This is a genomic window from Huintestinicola butyrica (assembly GCF_025567215.1).
Classification (GTDB): domain Bacteria; phylum Bacillota; class Clostridia; order Oscillospirales; family Ruminococcaceae; genus Huintestinicola; species Huintestinicola butyrica.
The window spans coordinates 1-17,218 of sequence record NZ_JAOQKB010000018.1; the positions used below are offsets into that span (position 1 = coordinate 1).

The 17,218-nt window shown below is 42.5% G+C and carries 13 protein-coding genes; all 13 read right to left on the reverse strand.

Annotated features, from left to right (window positions below):
- Positions 1 to 42: 42 nt before the first annotated feature.
- Positions 43 to 1,500 carry a DNA topoisomerase gene (locus OCV68_RS13570; protein ID WP_262573434.1) on the reverse strand — a complete coding sequence of 486 codons (1,458 nt, stop codon included), beginning with the start codon at positions 1,498 to 1,500 and terminating at the stop codon, positions 43 to 45.
- Positions 1,497 to 2,297, reverse strand: a complete 801-nt coding sequence (locus tag OCV68_RS13575; protein WP_262573437.1) for a DUF4366 domain-containing protein — start codon at positions 2,295 to 2,297, stop codon at positions 1,497 to 1,499. The genes OCV68_RS13570 and OCV68_RS13575 overlap by 4 nt, the downstream gene beginning before the upstream one ends.
- 35 nt (positions 2,298 to 2,332) lie before the next feature.
- The gene (locus OCV68_RS13580; protein ID WP_022411926.1) at positions 2,333 to 2,656 is read right to left on the reverse strand and encodes a hypothetical protein; all 324 of its coding nucleotides are present in this window, start codon (positions 2,654 to 2,656) and stop codon (positions 2,333 to 2,335) included.
- Between the two features lie 15 nt (positions 2,657 to 2,671).
- Positions 2,672 to 5,047 carry a hypothetical protein gene (locus tag OCV68_RS13585; protein ID WP_262573438.1) on the reverse strand — a complete coding sequence of 792 codons (2,376 nt, stop codon included), beginning with the start codon at positions 5,045 to 5,047 and terminating at the stop codon, positions 2,672 to 2,674.
- Between the two features lie 32 nt (positions 5,048 to 5,079).
- Positions 5,080 to 7,146, reverse strand: coding sequence for a hypothetical protein (locus tag OCV68_RS13590; RefSeq protein WP_262573440.1), 2,067 nt, complete (start codon positions 7,144 to 7,146; stop codon positions 5,080 to 5,082).
- A 15-nt stretch (positions 7,147 to 7,161) separates the two neighbouring features.
- Positions 7,162 to 9,684, reverse strand: a complete 2,523-nt coding sequence (locus tag OCV68_RS13595) for a VirB4-like conjugal transfer ATPase, CD1110 family (RefSeq protein WP_262573488.1) — start codon at positions 9,682 to 9,684, stop codon at positions 7,162 to 7,164.
- 115 nt (positions 9,685 to 9,799) lie between these two features.
- Complete coding sequence (locus tag OCV68_RS13600) at positions 9,800 to 10,189, reverse strand: PrgI family protein (RefSeq protein WP_022411929.1); 390 nt, start codon at positions 10,187 to 10,189, stop codon at positions 9,800 to 9,802.
- Between the two features lie 13 nt (positions 10,190 to 10,202).
- A complete protein-coding gene (locus OCV68_RS13605; protein ID WP_022411930.1) occupies positions 10,203 to 11,138 on the reverse strand; it encodes a VirB6/TrbL-like conjugal transfer protein, CD1112 family in 936 nt (311 codons plus the stop codon).
- Positions 11,139 to 11,423: 285 nt separating this feature from the next.
- On the reverse strand, positions 11,424 to 13,094 hold the full coding sequence (locus OCV68_RS13610; protein WP_015565206.1) for a recombinase family protein: 1,671 nt from the start codon (positions 13,092 to 13,094) through the stop codon (positions 11,424 to 11,426).
- Positions 13,095 to 13,292, reverse strand: a complete 198-nt coding sequence (locus OCV68_RS13615; RefSeq protein WP_262573445.1) for a hypothetical protein — start codon at positions 13,290 to 13,292, stop codon at positions 13,095 to 13,097.
- Between the two features lie 241 nt (positions 13,293 to 13,533).
- Positions 13,534 to 14,871, reverse strand: coding sequence for a virulence-associated E family protein (locus OCV68_RS13620; RefSeq protein ID WP_262573490.1), 1,338 nt, complete (start codon positions 14,869 to 14,871; stop codon positions 13,534 to 13,536).
- Positions 14,840 to 15,484, reverse strand: coding sequence for a CHC2 zinc finger domain-containing protein (locus OCV68_RS13625; RefSeq protein ID WP_262573448.1), 645 nt, complete (start codon positions 15,482 to 15,484; stop codon positions 14,840 to 14,842). Before OCV68_RS13625 ends, OCV68_RS13620 begins: the two co-directional genes overlap by 32 nt.
- Positions 15,485 to 15,548: 64 nt before the next feature.
- Complete coding sequence (gene mobQ, locus OCV68_RS13630; protein WP_262573449.1) at positions 15,549 to 17,129, reverse strand: MobQ family relaxase; 1,581 nt, start codon at positions 17,127 to 17,129, stop codon at positions 15,549 to 15,551.
- Positions 17,130 to 17,218 lie beyond the last annotated feature (89 nt).

Sequence of the window (17,218 nt, forward strand, 5' to 3'; positions counted from 1 at the left end):
TACCGTTGCCTAATTTCTTGGGTTTCATGGGAACGCTCCTTTCTATGGGTGATTTCTTATCCCCCTTTCACAGCATATATCTTCTGTAAAGGATTTTGGTGGACTGGTAAAGTGTACAGATTTCTTAGCCGGAACTTTTTCAAATGTCATTCCTTTTTCTATATCCGGAAGTTGTGATTCATCCTGTCCTTGTTCTGATTTATCAGAATTTTCTATTTTCGCATCAATAGATTTCCAACCCATTTCTACAATTGTTCGTCCTGATGCTGTGAATATATTGCCCTCACATGTAACAATGATTTTTACCGATTCATATTTGTGTGGTTCAGATACAGCACACAACAATCTCAATGAAATCAGGGATAAAATATTTTTTTCTCCTGTTGGTAAATCATCAATTTTTTCTGATTTAATGCGAGAAGTCGGAATAATAGCGTGATGTCCGGTCACTTTTTTGTTATTGATACTTCTGGACAGGTTGGGCATATCAACAACGCCGAACGGCATAACCTCACCAATACATTGAATCACTTCTAATGTACTTTGTTCCATATCTTCCGTTAGATATTGACTGTCTGTACGGGGATAAGTAGCAAGCTTTTTTTCATACAGAGATTGCAGATAAGTAAGCGTTTGCTGTGCTGTGTATCCATACTTTTTGTTGGCTTCTCTTTGTAATGAAGTAAGGTCAAAGAGCTTCGGGGGATTAACAGTCTTTAAGTCTTTCTTTACATCAGAAACAACAGCAGTCATACCGTAGCACTTTGATATGATTGTATCTGCTTGTTTTTCATCATCTATACGTTCTGAAGCAGCTGTAAAGCTTCCGCAATCAAGGTCAACAGTAAAATACTTTTGCTTTACAAAATTTTTGACAGCATCGTCACGTTCCACAATCATGGAGAGAGTAGGCGTTTTCACTCGACCAATATTCAATGATTTTTGATTGGAAAAGCGTACTGTAAACAATCTGGAAAGATTCATTCCTATTAGCCAATCGGCTCTTACACGGCAATAACCAGCAGCATATAACGAATCATAAGCACTCATCGGTTTCATATGCTGTAGACCACTTTGAATCGCAGATTCTTCCAAAGAAGAAACCCACAGTCTTTTTACAGCTTTCTTACAACCGATAATGTTATAAACATATCGGAAAATACATTCGCCTTCACGGTCGGCATCTGTTGCACAAATTATTTCGTTTACACGGTCATCGAGCATTAAGCCTTTTACTATGTCAAATTGTGATTTGTTTTTCTTTTGAACAGCAAACTTCCACTTTTCAGGGAACATAGGGAGCTGCGAAAAGCTCCATGTTCCTGACCAGTCTTCATGCTCTTTATATTCATTTGGAAAACGCAATCCAACCATATGACCGACAAACCACGATACAATATAGCCGTTGCCCTCAATATATCCATCCTTTTTAGACTTTGCTCCAACTACCGGACAAATCGCTTTTGCTACTGAGGACTTTTCGCCAATAATCAATATCACGATTCTTCGTCCTCACTCTCTGTTGTAATATCGTCAAAATCATCTTCAAATCCATCAAAATCATCTGAATTTGATTTCTTTTTAGACTTTCCATTCTTCATCTTATAGAAAATGAATCCAGCAGCTGCAAGTACAGCAACACCTACACCAGTAATCATAAGCGTTTTTGAACCATTTGACTGATTCTTAGAGGATGTCTGCTGTGCAGCAGAATCCGTGGTAGTTGTTGCTTCATTTACAACATTATTGTTATTCTTTCCTTTGTTGGCATTGCTTGCTGCTTCCGCAGCAGCGGAATCCGGATTAGTATTCTGACTGTCTTCATCGTCCTGATAAAGTAATGCATATAAATCATAGTCATCAACCTTATTCAGGAAATAAACATTGTCCTCATTGCCCTCAGCTGAGTAGTTAATCAGCACATAAAACACGCTGCCGTCCTTAGTCGTTACAGCAATAAACTGCATTTCTTCGCTGTCATAAATGATTTTTTCCTGTTTGATAAGGGTTGCATTTCCGTCAGTATCGTAATAATCATCACCGTAGTAGTCAATTTCGCTAACATCTGTTGTGGTAGTTTCGCTGGTCTTGTTTCGGAAAAAGTTAGCAATATCTACAGTATGCTCTGTCGTTTGTTCTGAATTATCATCCTGTACCGCTGGCAATGTTTCCTGTTCAACTGCTGGCTCTACAGCTTCCTGAACATTCTGGTTAGCTGCATTATCTTCAAAACCCAGCCCATCTTCTGCGGATGCCGTAACAGACATTGCACCACCCAGAATCATGCTTCCTGCCATCAAAGTTCCTATGATTTTTTTCCATTTAAATCCATTTAAACATGGTGATTACCCTCCGTCTTCATTGTGCTTTCCTTGGTTTCAGCTGATACAGCGTCTTCTGATAAAGCAAAAAAATCTGCAATGTCTTGTTCTGTTGTTTTGCTTGCCATGATTTTTTTCGCTAAGCTCAGCTGCTTTTTGAAATTTTCATCAAAAGAAATGCCTTCCTTTGTCATGTATTCCGACATGACAGCCGTTTCAAGCTGTTCCAACTTCTTTTTGTCGTTCTTCAGCTTCTCGCTTTCACTTTTAATCAAAGTTTCACGTTTGGCAATCTGTTTTTTGAGTGTTTCCAATCTGGTTTCATTTGATACCATAGTAACCTCCTGATTTTAATAGAATAATAGAATAGGGTCAACATAATTCCACCCATAACCATCTGTGTCAATATATGCAGCTACATGAACATAATCGTAAGGCAAACCACTTTGTATTGTATCTCTTATACCATGTTCCACACCTCGCATACACTTTCTATCACCTGTTGTTGTAGCAAAAGCTTCTCCAGCTTTTAAAACACTACCTTCTGAGTACCCACTCTTCAAAGTGACATTTGTGATATAGATTTTTGTATCTCGATTTTTACCATTTCCTGCTTTTCCATCATACCAATAATTCAGACTTTTTTTCAACAGAATGACGACATGTTCACTTGAATTGTAGGAATCAATTTTACAGCCCTCTATTGGAGAATAAATATCTGCATTTGACGGATAAGACACATCTATTCCTCGATGAATACCTTTATATGTTGGTGGAATACCTCCTTCTGAATGGTCAGTATATTCATATTTAGCAATCTCACAATGCTGAACAAACCATCCTTGCATATCATAGCCATACCAGTTTAGAATGTTACCATCATGCATATAAGACTTGAAAGTTTCACCGTTAAAGATGTTCTTGTAGGTTTGGTGATTTCCGTATAGTGGCTCTGTATCGGTATCCTTGCCAACAAGGAGATTATAGTATTGCAATCGCTGGTCACTATAGCTCAAACTTCCCAATCTATCAAGAAGAATCTGCTCAAATGATTTTTTCTGCTTAATATTGAAATATAATCTGCAATCTGTTACCCATTCGTACTTTTGATAGAATGTATACAAACCTTCTTGGCTCATATTAAATCCCATTTTTGTACCATCTGTCGGTGCAATACTAGCAATTGGTGTGTTTTTTAATTCAACACCTGTTCCGGGCATGTACCAACTAAACCAGCCTTCATCACGATTTTGCCATGTGCCTGTTACATCATAGTAACCCCAGCCTTTATAGTTATTCCATTCGTACATACCGTCATATCTGTTCCCACAAGGAGCAACTACCGTTGCACCCTCATCCATGACATACCAGCCTGTTGCAGAATACTCATCATTTGCATTAAGGATTTCAAGATTAGATAAACTGTAACATATCAAGTAAGTCACTCTTCCTGTCGAGGAATCAACTTTTTTACGAACAAATTTCGACAAATCTCCACTTGCAGAACCGACTTCTATTGTTCCTATTACATTATGCTTATCATCCCATCCAAGGTTGTTTTGGATACATCTGAATCTTGAACCACTTGATGTAGCAAAGGCATAGTCCCAGCGTTCTTCCCAGCGAGAGCCATTATCATAACTGTATACAAATTCGTACTCCTCTTCAAATATCTCATCAAGCAAGTCTTCCATTTTGCCATTGAATTTCCAGAACTTAATGTCATTACTTCCGTTAGAATCAGTGGAAAAATCATAATTATAAGCACAAAGGAAACTCCATAATTGCCACGGGTCAAAATCCCATACTGGGTCATAATCAAATTCGGGACTTTTTCCCCACGTCCACTCTGTAGGGTCATCTTTCAAATTTCTAATGTTAAGGAGGCTTTCACCGCTTAACGAAAGTAGGATATTTCGCCAATTCCACGGAAGCTCTGACTGTGCCAATTTACACGCTTCTCTGTTTAAGTCAGAAGCCAACTTCGTATAGTATTCTTCTGCATCTGATAACGTCTGGTCTTGTGCTGTATAAGTGCCAAGGGTAAAACCACTCTGCGTAAAAATCGAAGTAAAGATAGTGAGAATCAGCGTAATCGTCAGAACAATTACCATAAGGGGGAATAGAAGTGAAGCGAGAAACCATTTGGCTTCTTTTTCATAAACATTCTTTACAAATTGTTTCAGCTTTTTTCCTATGGACTGCTTTGCTTTTTTCCCTTGTTTTTTAGTGGTGCTAGACCTCTGTTTGTTTTTTAACCGACTCTCTTGTTTTTTCAGCTTACTTTTTTTCTTTGTACGCTTTTCCTGCAATTTGCTGTTCTTTTTTTGCTTTTTGTCAATCAACTTAGAGGGTTTTAGCTGCTTAACAGCTTTATCCACAAGTCCCTTTTTTCCAGCATCTACGACTTTAATAAAATCGTTGGCAGAATCAGCGTTAATTGCTTTTTGATACGCAGAAGCACCGATACGTCGCATGGTATATCGTTCTGGTCGAAGTATCAATGCCATTGGTGTAGAAAGTCTTGAAATTGATTTGAGATTTTTCAGCTTTTTCTTTGAAAATTTCAATTCAAGTTTTTCTTGCTTTCTACGATTTTTCAGAACTTTTCCTTCGAGCTTATACTTTTGTTTTTGCTCTTTGTATTGGATTTTTTTCCGCTTTTGGATACGTTGAATTGCTTCATTGCTTTTGCTACCCTTGTATATAACAGCTTGTCCTTTCAATTTTTTCATTTTTTGCTGATAGGACAACTTGTTTATTTTTTGGAGAGCTTTTTCGCCTTTATATCACGCTTGTTTTGCTTCAAAACAGGCTGCTTTTGTAATTTTAATTCAATTGCACTATGCTTTTGTAAACGGTATCTTGCTTTGTGTAGTTTGTGTTGCTTCTTTTCCTTGAAATGATTTCGCAAGCCCAATCCAGCATCAATAGCAATTTTTGAAGCTGCAAAAGCACCTCTATGAACATCATCTCGTGCTTCATTGCGGTATTTATATGCATTTTGCTTAGCTGCAAGCAACGCTTTATTTTTAGCAGCATCACCAAGAGCAAGAATCCCAGATTCTGCGGTCAATCCGGTCTTTACAACTGCACTTCCAGTTTTTTGAACAGTAACCTTTCCAATCTTCACAAGACTTTTAGCTGTCATGCCCTTCATGGTTTTAGGCTGCCACTTATCTAAGGAAGTATTGATTTTTTTATTCCAAGATGGAACATCTCCGGTGAAACGATACCGCTGATTTACTAAGCGATGCAATACACCCTTGTTTTTCAGCTTATACTGCTTTTCACCACGAACAATGTTGACTTTCGTATGAAATTTCCCATCATCACCTTGCTGACGTGTCATTCGGAACTGAAATTGCTCATTTCCACCAGTAAGTTTTGTTTCTGCGGAAAGTCCAACATAAAATGCAGCTTTCGCCAGCTTGTAACCTGTCAACGCAGCTACTTTTGCGGTTTTTCCCTTAATAGATTCCGGCTGATAGTGGCGTAATGATGCACCTACAGAAACATCATTACCCACTTTGCGATGTACAAAATTTATACTTCTGTGTAAAACACCACTATTTTCATACCGATTATCTTTACCCAGAATATGTTCTTGTTTTTCAAGGTCTTTTCTGCGGTAACTTTCCGATAATTTCATACCAGCAGATTCTAGGGATACTGCTGCTGTAAGTGTACCTTTTAGAACAGCCGAACCAGCAATAGCAGCTGCCTTTATTGTTTTACCCTGAAAACTAACAGGGTGTATGTTATGCAGCTTTGGAACATCTCCAGTAAAGCGATACTTTTGACTAGCAATGCGGTGCATAATGCCCTTGTTCTCGTACTTTTCGCTCTTATCGCCCCATGTAATGCTTGCTGTTGTATGTAATCGTCCTTCTGGATTCTCTTGTCTTGTAAAATTCAATTGTAGCTGTTTCTCTTTGCCACTATATCTTTGCAGTTTCAGTTGCTGCTTGTCTAGTTTTCCTGCAATAGAATGTGAATATAGATTACGATAACCGTTATTTTCATCTCTTGTACTTTGATGTGAAACAGCTTTTGAATCATAGCTAGATGAAGTGCTGGCTGAAAAAGAAGATGCAGGCGTAGACCTTGTATTACTGCTTGAACTATGCTGTTGCCCCACGGTTGGACGAGTAGTAAAGCTGGTTTGATTTCTTCTTGGCATCGTATAACGCCCCATGTACCCAGCTCGTGATTGCTCAGTATGTGCAGGAGTAACTTTGGTTTCAGAGAAGTGCTTTGCATTTTGAAAACCAGATTGCTCAGTGACAGGTTTACTCTCAAATCTTGTACTTTCATCATGATTTCTCAGCGATGATGCAAACTGCTCTTGTCGAAAATATTTTGAATCAGTTGTATCTGTACTAGCTGATGTATCATGTTTGGATGTAGAATGATAGGAATGTTCATTTACAGAATTAGTAGAATCTACTGGTTCATCATAGGTGCGATGAAAACTTCTATCTTCTGGCTCAAATTTTTGTGATTCTGAATGCTGCTCAATTGATTGATTTTCCATTTGAGAAGATTCAGACACATCTGATGAAGGGGATTCCGGCATGATTTCGCTTTCTGATTCAGTAGATTCAGTAGGTTTCTTCTTTGGAGGAGTAAATACAGGTTCAAAAGGCTTCTCTTCCTTGATTTGAGAATTAGTTTGCAACTTTTCACTAGGTGCTTGTTCTCTGGAATGTGCTTCTTTTGCCTGAACTTCTTTCTTACTGAATTGTTCCAATCCAGATTGCTGTTCACTAAGAGCTTTTAAACTTTTATCTTGAAATTTGGAACGATTCTCTTTTGAATCCAATTATGCCACCTCCAATTACTGAGAGGAGTGGTTATTTTCCGCTTCCTCTGCCAGAATACAATGATACAAGAGAACATCTACAGCAGTAAACCCATTTATTGTTTTTCCACTGTCTACACTGCTCAGAAACGTTTTTTTCTGTTCATCGGACATACTGCTGTATTTTCTCTGCATAAGCTGATGAACATCTTCATTATTATCCGAATTTGAGAGCTGCTGTTCTTCTGGTTTCGTAGTCATCAAACGATACATGGTTGTATTTGTAGGGAATGTATCTGTAAATGGCAATACGATACCGCCATACTTAATCAATCCTTCGCCTTGTCCGCTATTTGTAACACATTCCATTTGCTGTGCAGAAATGTGCAGCTTTTCAGAAAGTATATCCCTGTCACCAGCAGCTTGATTCAGCATATACACGAAGTCGGAGTTGTCAAAGATATTTTCTACTTCACTAGAAGAAAGCAAATCCTTGACATTTTGCGTGATTCCTGTTGGAACACCGCCCCATTTACGGAATCTTTTCCAGATTTCTGCGGAATACTGTGCTGTCTGCTGTTCTTTTAGCAGCAAGTGAAATTCGTCAATGTAGTATCGGGTAACTTTTCGCTCTGCACGGTTTTGTGTTACTCTATTCCATACCGTATCTTGTACAATCAGCATTCCAACTTTCTTCAACTGATTGCCAAGCTCCTTAATATCAAAACAAACAATTCGATTGTTAAGGTCGATGTTTGTGCGATGGTTAAACAAATTTTGAGAACCGTTTACATACATCATCAATGAGTTAGAAATACGCAATGCAATATCGCCACGGCTCTTTAACTCTTTGTATAAATCACTTAAAATAGGCATAGTTTCTTTGGAAGGATTATTATCAAAGAAATCAGTATAGATTTTACGAACACAATCATCAATGATAGAGCGTTCTTCGGCAGAAATGCCATATCTACCACCTACAATGATTTCACAAAGAGAAATAATAAAGTTTGATTTTGTTGCAATCGGATTATCGTCATCAGCACTGTCTAAATTGATGTCCATTGGATTGATAAAATCTTCACTCTTTGAGGAGATTTTCACTAGCTGTCCGTGCAAATGCTGTACCAAAGGGAAATATTCTCCTTCTGGGTCACAAATGATAATGTCATCTGTCGTTTTCAAAAAGCTATCCAGAATCTCTCGCTTTACAGAGAATGATTTACCAGAACCCGGTGTACCCAGAATCAAACCGTTGGGATTTTTCAAGTGAGAACGATTTGCCATAATCATATTTCCGGATACGGTATTTAATCCGTAATATGTACCATCTGTCTGAAACAGCTCTTGTGTGTTAAATGGTACAAAGACTGCAATACCAGTAGTGTGCATTGCTCTCGACGTTTGAAGCACATTGTATCCCAACGGAAGAGAACAATTTAAGTAATCTTCTTGCAGATAATCGCTGCTGCGAAGCATGCAGTTATTCTTTTGACACAAACGTTTTAGAAGTTCCAACTGTAACTTCAATTCTTTTTTTGTTTTTGCATAATTCCTTATCAAAATTGTGATATGAAACAGTCTTTCGTTCTTACTGTTCAGGTCATCCAGAAGTGTTTCCAACTCCTCGATATACATCTTGATGGACGGAGGAAGAATATTTGGGTCATAACCAGACTGAGAAGCTTTTTTCTGTTCGTCAATCTTCATTTTTTCAACGTCTGAAAGTTTAAGTTTAACGAATTTTAACGCATCAATCTGGTCAAGCGGTGTTACATGGATATTCACACAGAACAAATGCTGCATTTCCAAAAAATCATTCAGAATTGTATCTGGTAATTCTCCGGCAAGAATGTCCATAGTCGAAATCGCACCGTAGGCACTTCCAATCTCAAAATTCATCTTGTTGAACTTGAATGAAGATGGAGCGATAAAATCTTTAGTGTCCATTCCATATCGAAGCATTTCTTTCCAGTCAAAAATAAATGGACTATTTTTAAACGGATTCAAAGAATAATACAAGGTTTCTAGTCTTTCTGTTCCGTTTAGAGCTTTGGCATCCACACCAATATTTTTGAACATTTTAATGACTTCTATCTGGATATTCATAAGCTTACTTTTAGCTACACGATAAGATGGTGCTTCAATCGTAAACGTAAGAAATTTCCTTGTAGATTGACCATTATTTCCGGATTTAAGTTTGCTAACAATCATCTGAGAGTATTCTTCTCGAATGTCATTAAAATCATCGTCCTGCTTTTCAATCTGGATTTCACTGACAAGTTTATCTTGACTGCGATTTTGATTTTCAAATGTCAACTGAAATTTGATTGTGTTATCAAAAAAATTGATAAGGTCGCAGTATTTTGAAAAAATATTGTTCTGTTCTTCAAATTCTGCTAGACGATAGCTTACATCGTAAAACTGGATGGTTTTTGAGAACGTGTTTTCCGTCACCTGACAAACACCATCTTCATACATTCTATTGTATGCAATCGAATTTTGCACAGTAGAACTGTCTTTGTTGAATTTATGAATTTCTGTGATACGCTGCTGCATCACATCTTTATCTTCTTTTGTCAGCTGAGAGATTGGCTTTTGAGATGCGATGGTTGCAGCGGTTTTTGTGCTGTTTTTTACTTTCTTTTTCTTATCAGTTTTCTTTCCAAACAAGCTATTTACCTCCGTTCGCTTTTTTCAAAATCCGTTTCAGCCTAGTTGATTCCAATTGTAGTTCGATACAAGATAAGACATCCGTACTACGATAAATACGTTTGTGCTTTTTTTTGAAGTATCGTATCATGTTCTTAAAAATCGCATCAAAAAACAGTCCGTTCTTCTTGTAGATTCCGCAGACAATTGCAGGGGCTGCAACGCAACCCATAGCAATAATTCCGCCAGTAAGACCAAGCACACCTCGTGTCAGGAAAAACACAGGAAATCCAAGAGCTATTCCTATTCCAAAGCATACACACTGCCTTTTGGTTAAGCCAAACATGAATTTTTGCTTTATATCATTTAAGTCCTTTGGTACTTTGACAAAATGTGAAGACTTTGCTCCCATTGTATACCTCCCATTAGTGTGCGTTAAACGCAGATTTAGAAATTGCTCCTGTACGAAGAACTGTAAATACCAACGCACAAGTATAACCTAATAGAAATACCATCTGCATAGTAACGCTTCCAGAGCCACTATTTATTGTAGAAATCGCATTGTTAAATAACGTTTTAAAAATGCCAATCGCTACAATAATGAAAAAGCCCTGAAATGAAAGAGCTATCAATTGCTTAATCCAGTTCTTGCCGACAGAACCAAATTCACCGCCGTCTACCAATGTTGCAACTGGAATCGGAGAAATACCTAAGTACATAAAAACTTCGATTATTCTAGAAGCCAGTACGATAACAATAGCCACTATCATAATTATGACACCAAGGTACACTATGATGGAGATAAGCCATGTAGAAATCAATTCTCCTATGCTAAGACCGTCCAATGCATTCTTATTCAGTGACACATCTGTCACACTGGTATTAAATAAAGTTGTCATTGCTGCTGAGGTTGCCGAAACGCCGAACCCGAATAGGGCAGAAGCAATGTAATAGACATTCGATATTAAAATCGTGCCACATAGCGTTTTTATAATCCATTTGACGAATATTGAATCATCAAAGTCCTTGAAGTTATTCCCTCGAAGCACCATTTGTATGAGGTCATTTATCATTAAAATGGCAAAAATGATACCTGCTATGGGAACTACTGCATTATTACAGAGCGTTTCAATGGTTTGCCATATTGTCGTACCGCTGCTTCCGCTTGCACCTGTAAAATTTGCAGGATGCGTGGTCAAGAAGTTTGAAACCAAACCGGAAACGCCTGTATCAGAGTTGTTGGGGTCAAAGGATGTCTTTATCAAATCACCAATGCTGGAAAATTGAGATTTGATACCGTCTTTAAACAAGTTTTCAATCCACGTTTGCAGACCATCCACAAAGTCTTGTATAACGCCCATTACTTCACCGTCCTTTCTGTATACTATAGGAATGACCTGCGGACAAACTGTCCACAAGTCATCCGTAGTAAAAAATATAGGAGATTGTTACCGTAACAGACGATTAAACAGCACTCTGCATCATGCTGATAAGTACCGGAACGAGGATAATGCCCAGCAGAATCAAACCAAGCCCAGCCATCAGCTGTTTTATCCCCAATTAGGTGTAAAACTCTGCTCGATGGCGGGCGGCGGCGTACAAAAATCTATATGGTGTTGTTAAGAGAACCGTCCCGGCGGGACAGGTCAGGCAGTGACCTGTTCCACCTCCGGGATGGGTTTGAGATTAAAATGAATTTCGATAGAAATGTGTCTTGTTTTATCTTCGTCAATGCGCTCATGCACGACGATTTCTTTGATTAAGCGGTTGAGGGTGGCTGCGTCCAGCTCTGTGATGTTGGCGTATTCCTGAATGGCTTCCACCCATTGTTTTGCGTCATTGGCAAGCTGGACTTCATCGGACAGCCGCTTTCTGCCCTCGGACACTTTTGCTTTAAGCTCCGTCTGCTCGGTCTGTGTCTTTTCCAGCATGGTGTTGAAATTCTGCTCACTGATACGCCCTGCAATCATATCCTCATAAAGCCGCATGACCATTTTGTCCAGAACCTCAATCCGTTCCTCGTCCCTTGTAAGGGAGCGTTCCATTGCTTCCCTCTGTTCCCGCTGCTCGGCTTCACAGGTATTGGTCAGGCGGTCAGCAACCGCTTCCCCGTCCATCAGGGCAGCTCTGGCACATTCCCGGATTTTCCGCAGCACATGGCTGTAAAGGGTGTCATAGTCAATCCGGTGCTGGGTGCAGTGGTTCTTTCCAAAGGCATTGTAGGTCTTGCAGGAATAAATCTGCTGGGGATGTTTTGCGTTTGTGTAGCGTACCGTCAGCGACTTCCCACACTCGCCGCATTTTAACAGTCCGGCAAACAGGCTGATTTCATTAGTCTGCCCCGGACGCTGGCGGGATTTCAGCTTGTTCTGCACAATGTCAAAGCTCATGCGATCAATCAGCGGTTCATGCTGCCCCTCCACCACAATCCAGTCCTCCGGCTTCTTTTCCCCAATCGTGCCGATTTTGAAACGGTAGTCCTTTTTCTGGGAAGCAATCGCCCCGGTGTAGACGGGATTCATCAAAAGGTCTTTGATAACGGAGAAGTCCCACATATACCGCCCGTTTTCCGGGTCTTTCTTTTCCCATTTGGTGCGGGTATTGCGAAGCCCCCGTTCCCGGTTCCACCATGTGGGGCAGGGGATTTTTTCTTCCTCCAGCCGTCTGCGGATATAGTTCGGACCATGACCGTTCAGGGCATATCCGAAAATCAGCCGCACAATCGGGGCGGTTTCCTCGTCAATGAGCAGATGGTTTTTGTCCTCTGGGTCTTTCCGATATCCAAACGGGGCAAGACACCCGGTAAACTGTCCTTTCTGCGCTTTCAGAAGATAAGAGGAATGGACTTTCTTGGAAATATCCTTGCTGTACATCTCGTTCAGGATATTCTTGAACGGGGCGATGTCGTTGTTATCCCGCAGGGTGTCGATACCGTCATTCATGGCGATATAGCGGACACCGTTTCTTGGGAAAAAGTCCTCAATCAAATGCCCTGTTTGCAAATAGTTACGCCCCAGTCGGCTGAGGTCTTTCGTGATGACAAGGTTGATTTGCCTGCGCTCAATGGCTCTCAACATTCTCTGTAAATCAGGACGCTCCATATTAAGACCTGTGAAGCCATCGTCCTGATAGACTGCCACAACCTCCCATCCCTGCTTTTCGCAGTATTTTTCCAGCATATCACGCTGGTTTGCGATACTGGCACTTTCGCCTTGCAGGTCATCGTCCTTTGACAGCCTGCAATAGACCGCCGCACGATAGCCCCCGGCAAGTGCCTTTCCGATTGTTCTGTATTCCATTTCGTTCATCATAGCCATTTACCCACACAATCCAGACGGTATCTGGCTCTTTTGAACCTCATCTTCATTATAGCCCATATCTTTCTTTTTAGCAAGATATTCTTTTGCATTTGTCTTTCCGTATTTCTGGGAAATCAGGCTGACGAACACATCGGTTGCGTCCAGCTCCCCGTCAAACACAGTAGTCACATGAATCTCTGTTTTGTTTTTTGCCATAGGCAGTTATCCTCCATACATGAAAACAGCCAGACAGAGGGTGTCGGCAACGAAGTCCGGCAACGGGCTTCAAAAGACCTTGCAAACAATCTCAATCTGGCGATGGTTACTATTTATACTTTTCTTTTATTTTTCTGTTGTTTTGGTTGTTATAAAGGAGAAAAGCCCAGAAATAAGGGTTTTTTTCCGGCAACCGGCTCGGCAACGGGATAGCAACAGGGGATGCAACGGGCTGTCATTTTCAGAATGGAAGCTCCATCTGTTCTGTGACCTCCACAAAACCGTCCATCGTTTTTTCAGACGGGTTGCATAAGTCCGTTGCCGGGTTTTCACGCTCCCAGCCCTTTTGTCTGCCATATTCGGGAAACATTCTTGGGTTCGGGAAGTACCGCCAGCCGGTAATGCACTGGTTCATAATCTCGTTGATTTCCCGGATTTCCCATTGCTTCGGCTCGTCAAAGACATGGTTCAAGGCTTCCTTGTAGAGTTGCTTGGAGCAGACCATGCTCCCGGTGTACTTATCAAGATACGCCTGTATCATCCCGGCTTTGGTGTCCTCCGGCATAAAATCCCGCTGGTGTTCTTTGAGATACCGCTGCATGGCAGGGCTGAAAGCCAGCTTGAACCTGCCGCTTCGGTAAATCTCCATCGCTTCCGCCCACATCTGCTCGATATAGGCTCTGGAAGCAGCTTCGTCCTCCAAAATGTGAACCTCGGCTTGCTCCGGGTACACCATGACCGGGATAAAGCGGCGGTTGCCGGAACGGTCAAGGGGCAGGAAGTCAAGGGCATTGGAAGTGCCGCCAAACACGCATTGTCTGGAGCGGTCTGCCGGATGGGTTTCATAGGGTATCTTGTAAACCTCTTTCTGCCGACTTAAAAATGACTTGATTTCCTCAATGCTCTTGGCGTTGGCGGTTGCCATCATTTCCGACATTTCGATAATCCAGTGACCTTGCAGCTTGCGGTACACATTGTCATCGTCCAGCTTCCGCAAATCATCGGAGAACCACTCGTCCCGGACTGCCAGCAGCCGGAAGAAGGTGGACTTGCCAGCCCCCTGACCGCCTACCAGACAGAGCATGATTTCAAACTTGCACCCCGGCTGAAAGGCTCGTGAGATTGCACCCAGCAGGAACAGCTTCAACGCTTCATAGGTGTAATCGTCTGCGTCAGCCCCCAGAAAGTGCCGCAGGCAGAAGCGGATTCGCTCTGTCCCGTCCCACACAAGGGTATTGAGATAGTCCCGGATGGGATGGTACTTGTTTTCATTCGCCACAATCCCGATGGCGTTATCAATCTTTTTCTCATTGGTAAGCCCGTAGGTTTCTTCCAGATAAAGAAGCAGATACTTCATGTCCGTATCGTTTAAGGCGGTGCTTTCCCTGTGGAAGCCGATGGGCTTTATGATGTCCTTGCGGTCGGTCAGGATGTTGTAGGCGATAGCCCCGGAAAGCAGCGGGTCACGCTGGAATACGGTCAGGCAGTTCCGTATGCTCTGACGGACACCGCCTTTCTCGGTGGTTTCCAGCCCAGCCTTGATTTTCTCAATGCTCTGGGGCGGCTGCATGGCGTTCATGGTGTTTTTTAGTTCTTGCTGCGTCTGCGGCTGCAAGCTCTGCCATTCGCTGTTCAAGCTGTATCACATCCTTTCCGTAGTCCGTAATCAAAGCCGCTTTTTCCTCTGTCTCCCCGAACAGCAGCACATCCAGCAGATATTCCACTTGGGCTTGCTTCTGTAAGGCTTCCACAAACCGGGGATGAAAGGCTTCCTCCGGGGAGTGTGGGGCGTAGTCCGTTCTCCATGCCATAAGCAAGTGGAGATAATCGGCAAGAATACGGAAGCAGCGGTTCTTTGCTTCCTGAAACTGTTCCTCCGGGGATTTCTGCCGGGGCTTGGGCTTTTTTGCCTTTCCCGGCGGTTTCCAGTCCTCATAGGAAAGCCCGAAGTCCTGTGCCAGTTGTACGGCGGCTTCTTTCTTTCCCAGCCCATACAGGGCGGCGGCAAAATCAATCACATCCCCATCCGCACCGCAGCCGAAGCAGTGGTAACGCCGATCCAGCTTCATGCTTGGGGTTTTATCGTGATGAAACGGGCAGCAAGCCATCCCGTTCCGACCTACATGGATTCCATAATGCTCCGCAGCCTGTCTTGTTGTGACGGACTGCTTCACAGCTTCAAATACATTCAAATCTATCCCTCCTAAAAAAGAAAAAAGCACCTGACATTCTCTGATTGAAAATGGCAAGTGCCTGTTAAAGTTCCATATCCTGTTGTCTGTGTTTCGTCTGTGCCGGGGTGGTTCTTTGTGCTTTTTTCTCGTCAGCCTTATCCTGCAAGACTTCTTTGATGGGCTGTTTCTTGGGCGGCTCTTTGCTTTCCTCTGTGCCGGGTGTGGCTTTCCGTACCCAGTAGCGGATGTCCCGCAGCTTCTTCAAATCCTCCTGTACCTCGGTCAGCGGTACTTTCAGGTCTGCGATTTCGCCCACAAGCTTCGCCTGTTCCTGCAAAAGCTCCTTTTTCGTGCTGTCCTTATCATCCGGGTGCTTGGCAAGGTAGGCACTGGCTTTCTCAAACCGGGCAACCTCCGGGTGTTCCAGCTTGAATTTTTCCTTAGTTTTCTTGAAAAATATCTTCTGGTATTTCTCATAAACGGGCTTACATTCCTTACAGTCCGTCCGGGCGGCAAGGATAGCGTCAATCACGTTGCTGCGGGTTTCCTTTGGCTTCATCTGCTTTCGGTAGTCGGCGGCAGATTTCCCGGACGTTTCTATAAAGTTTTCCAAATCCTCCACGGTGGAAAGTCCCTTTCTCTGGAGATAGGACAGGGCTTCGCTGACTGCCTTTAAGTCCTGTGAAGTCCCCCGGTTCTGTCCAGCCCTTGTCCAGTCCTTCCGTTCTTCCTTTCGTATCTCCATATACTTCATCAGCAGATTGGGAAGAAGTGTCGCTTCCTCCGCCGCCTTTTGTGCAAGCAGTTCTTTTCGTTTTTCTCCCAGCTCGGTAATCCAGCCTTTGAGGTTTTGAATGAGCTGCCGGATAGACTTCATCAGGCGGTTGGCGGCTCTGATGTCCCGGTTCAGGTTGCCGATGTTCGTCTGGATACCCCGCTTTTCCATCTGCCGGACAGCAGCTCCCTCATGGACAGTAGGGATAATATCAAGCCCCTGTCTGGCATAAGAACGCAAGTCCACACGCTCTGGGCGGTCATTGGCTTCCAGATAGCGGTTCTGGATGACCTCCCATTCATGCCGCCAGATTTCGCAATACTTCTGGTCGTTCCAATCCACCGTATCCTCCTTGTGGCTTTTCCATCTGCCGGACGGAAGTTTTATCCGTTCCCCGTTTTCGTCAAGGTCATAAACCTTGCGGCTCTTGGGAAGCCATTTTCCATGTTCGTCCATTGCCCTCATAGTGAGCAAGACATGGGCGTGGGGATTGTGTCCCGGCGGATAGGGGTCATGGATGGCAAAGTCAGCAATCATGCCTTTGGAAACAAACTGCTGTTCACAAAACTCCCGGACAAGGACAGCGTACTGGTCAAGTGGTATTTCTCTTGGGATGGTAAGCACCCACCGCCTTGCAAGCTGGGAGTTCCATTGCTTCTCAACCGCTTCGGCTGCGTTCCATAAAGTATTGCGGTCGGCATATTCCTGTGGGGCATTTGCCGGGAGCAGGATTTCATTGTGGACGATACCACGCTTTTCCGGGTAGTGCTTCACTTGCTGGTCGTATTCACAGAACAGCTTTTCGCCGCTCTGGTAAGCAGCGGCGGCAACAGCAGACTGCCGCTGGCTGCGCTGCACAATCGTGATTTCGTTGTGTGGACAGGGCATTTCGTGTTCCTCCTTTCGCTAATTGGTGGATGGGGTGGCGTTTTACCACCTCATTTTGGGCAGAAAAAAAGCAGGAGACCTTTTTTCAG

Excerpts from the sequence above, each read along its gene's own strand:
- OCV68_RS13575 (WP_262573437.1), bottom strand. The coding sequence starts at position 2,297 with ATGGCAGGAAGCATGATTCTGGGTGGTGCAATGTCTGTTACGGCATCC.
- OCV68_RS13580 (WP_022411926.1), bottom strand. The coding sequence starts at position 2,656 with ATGGTATCAAATGAAACCAGATTGGAAACACTCAAAAAACAGATTGCC.
- OCV68_RS13595 (WP_262573488.1), bottom strand. The coding sequence starts at position 9,684 with ATGCAGCAGCGTATCACAGAAATTCATAAATTCAACAAAGACAGTTCT.
- OCV68_RS13600 (WP_022411929.1), bottom strand. The coding sequence starts at position 10,189 with ATGGGAGCAAAGTCTTCACATTTTGTCAAAGTACCAAAGGACTTAAAT.
- OCV68_RS13605 (WP_022411930.1), bottom strand. The coding sequence starts at position 11,138 with ATGGGCGTTATACAAGACTTTGTGGATGGTCTGCAAACGTGGATTGAA.
- OCV68_RS13610 (WP_015565206.1), bottom strand. The coding sequence starts at position 13,094 with ATGGCTATGATGAACGAAATGGAATACAGAACAATCGGAAAGGCACTT.
- OCV68_RS13615 (WP_262573445.1), bottom strand. The coding sequence starts at position 13,292 with ATGGCAAAAAACAAAACAGAGATTCATGTGACTACTGTGTTTGACGGG.
- OCV68_RS13620 (WP_262573490.1), bottom strand. The coding sequence starts at position 14,871 with ATGAACGCCATGCAGCCGCCCCAGAGCATTGAGAAAATCAAGGCTGGG.
- mobQ (WP_262573449.1), bottom strand. The coding sequence starts at position 17,129 with ATGCCCTGTCCACACAACGAAATCACGATTGTGCAGCGCAGCCAGCGG.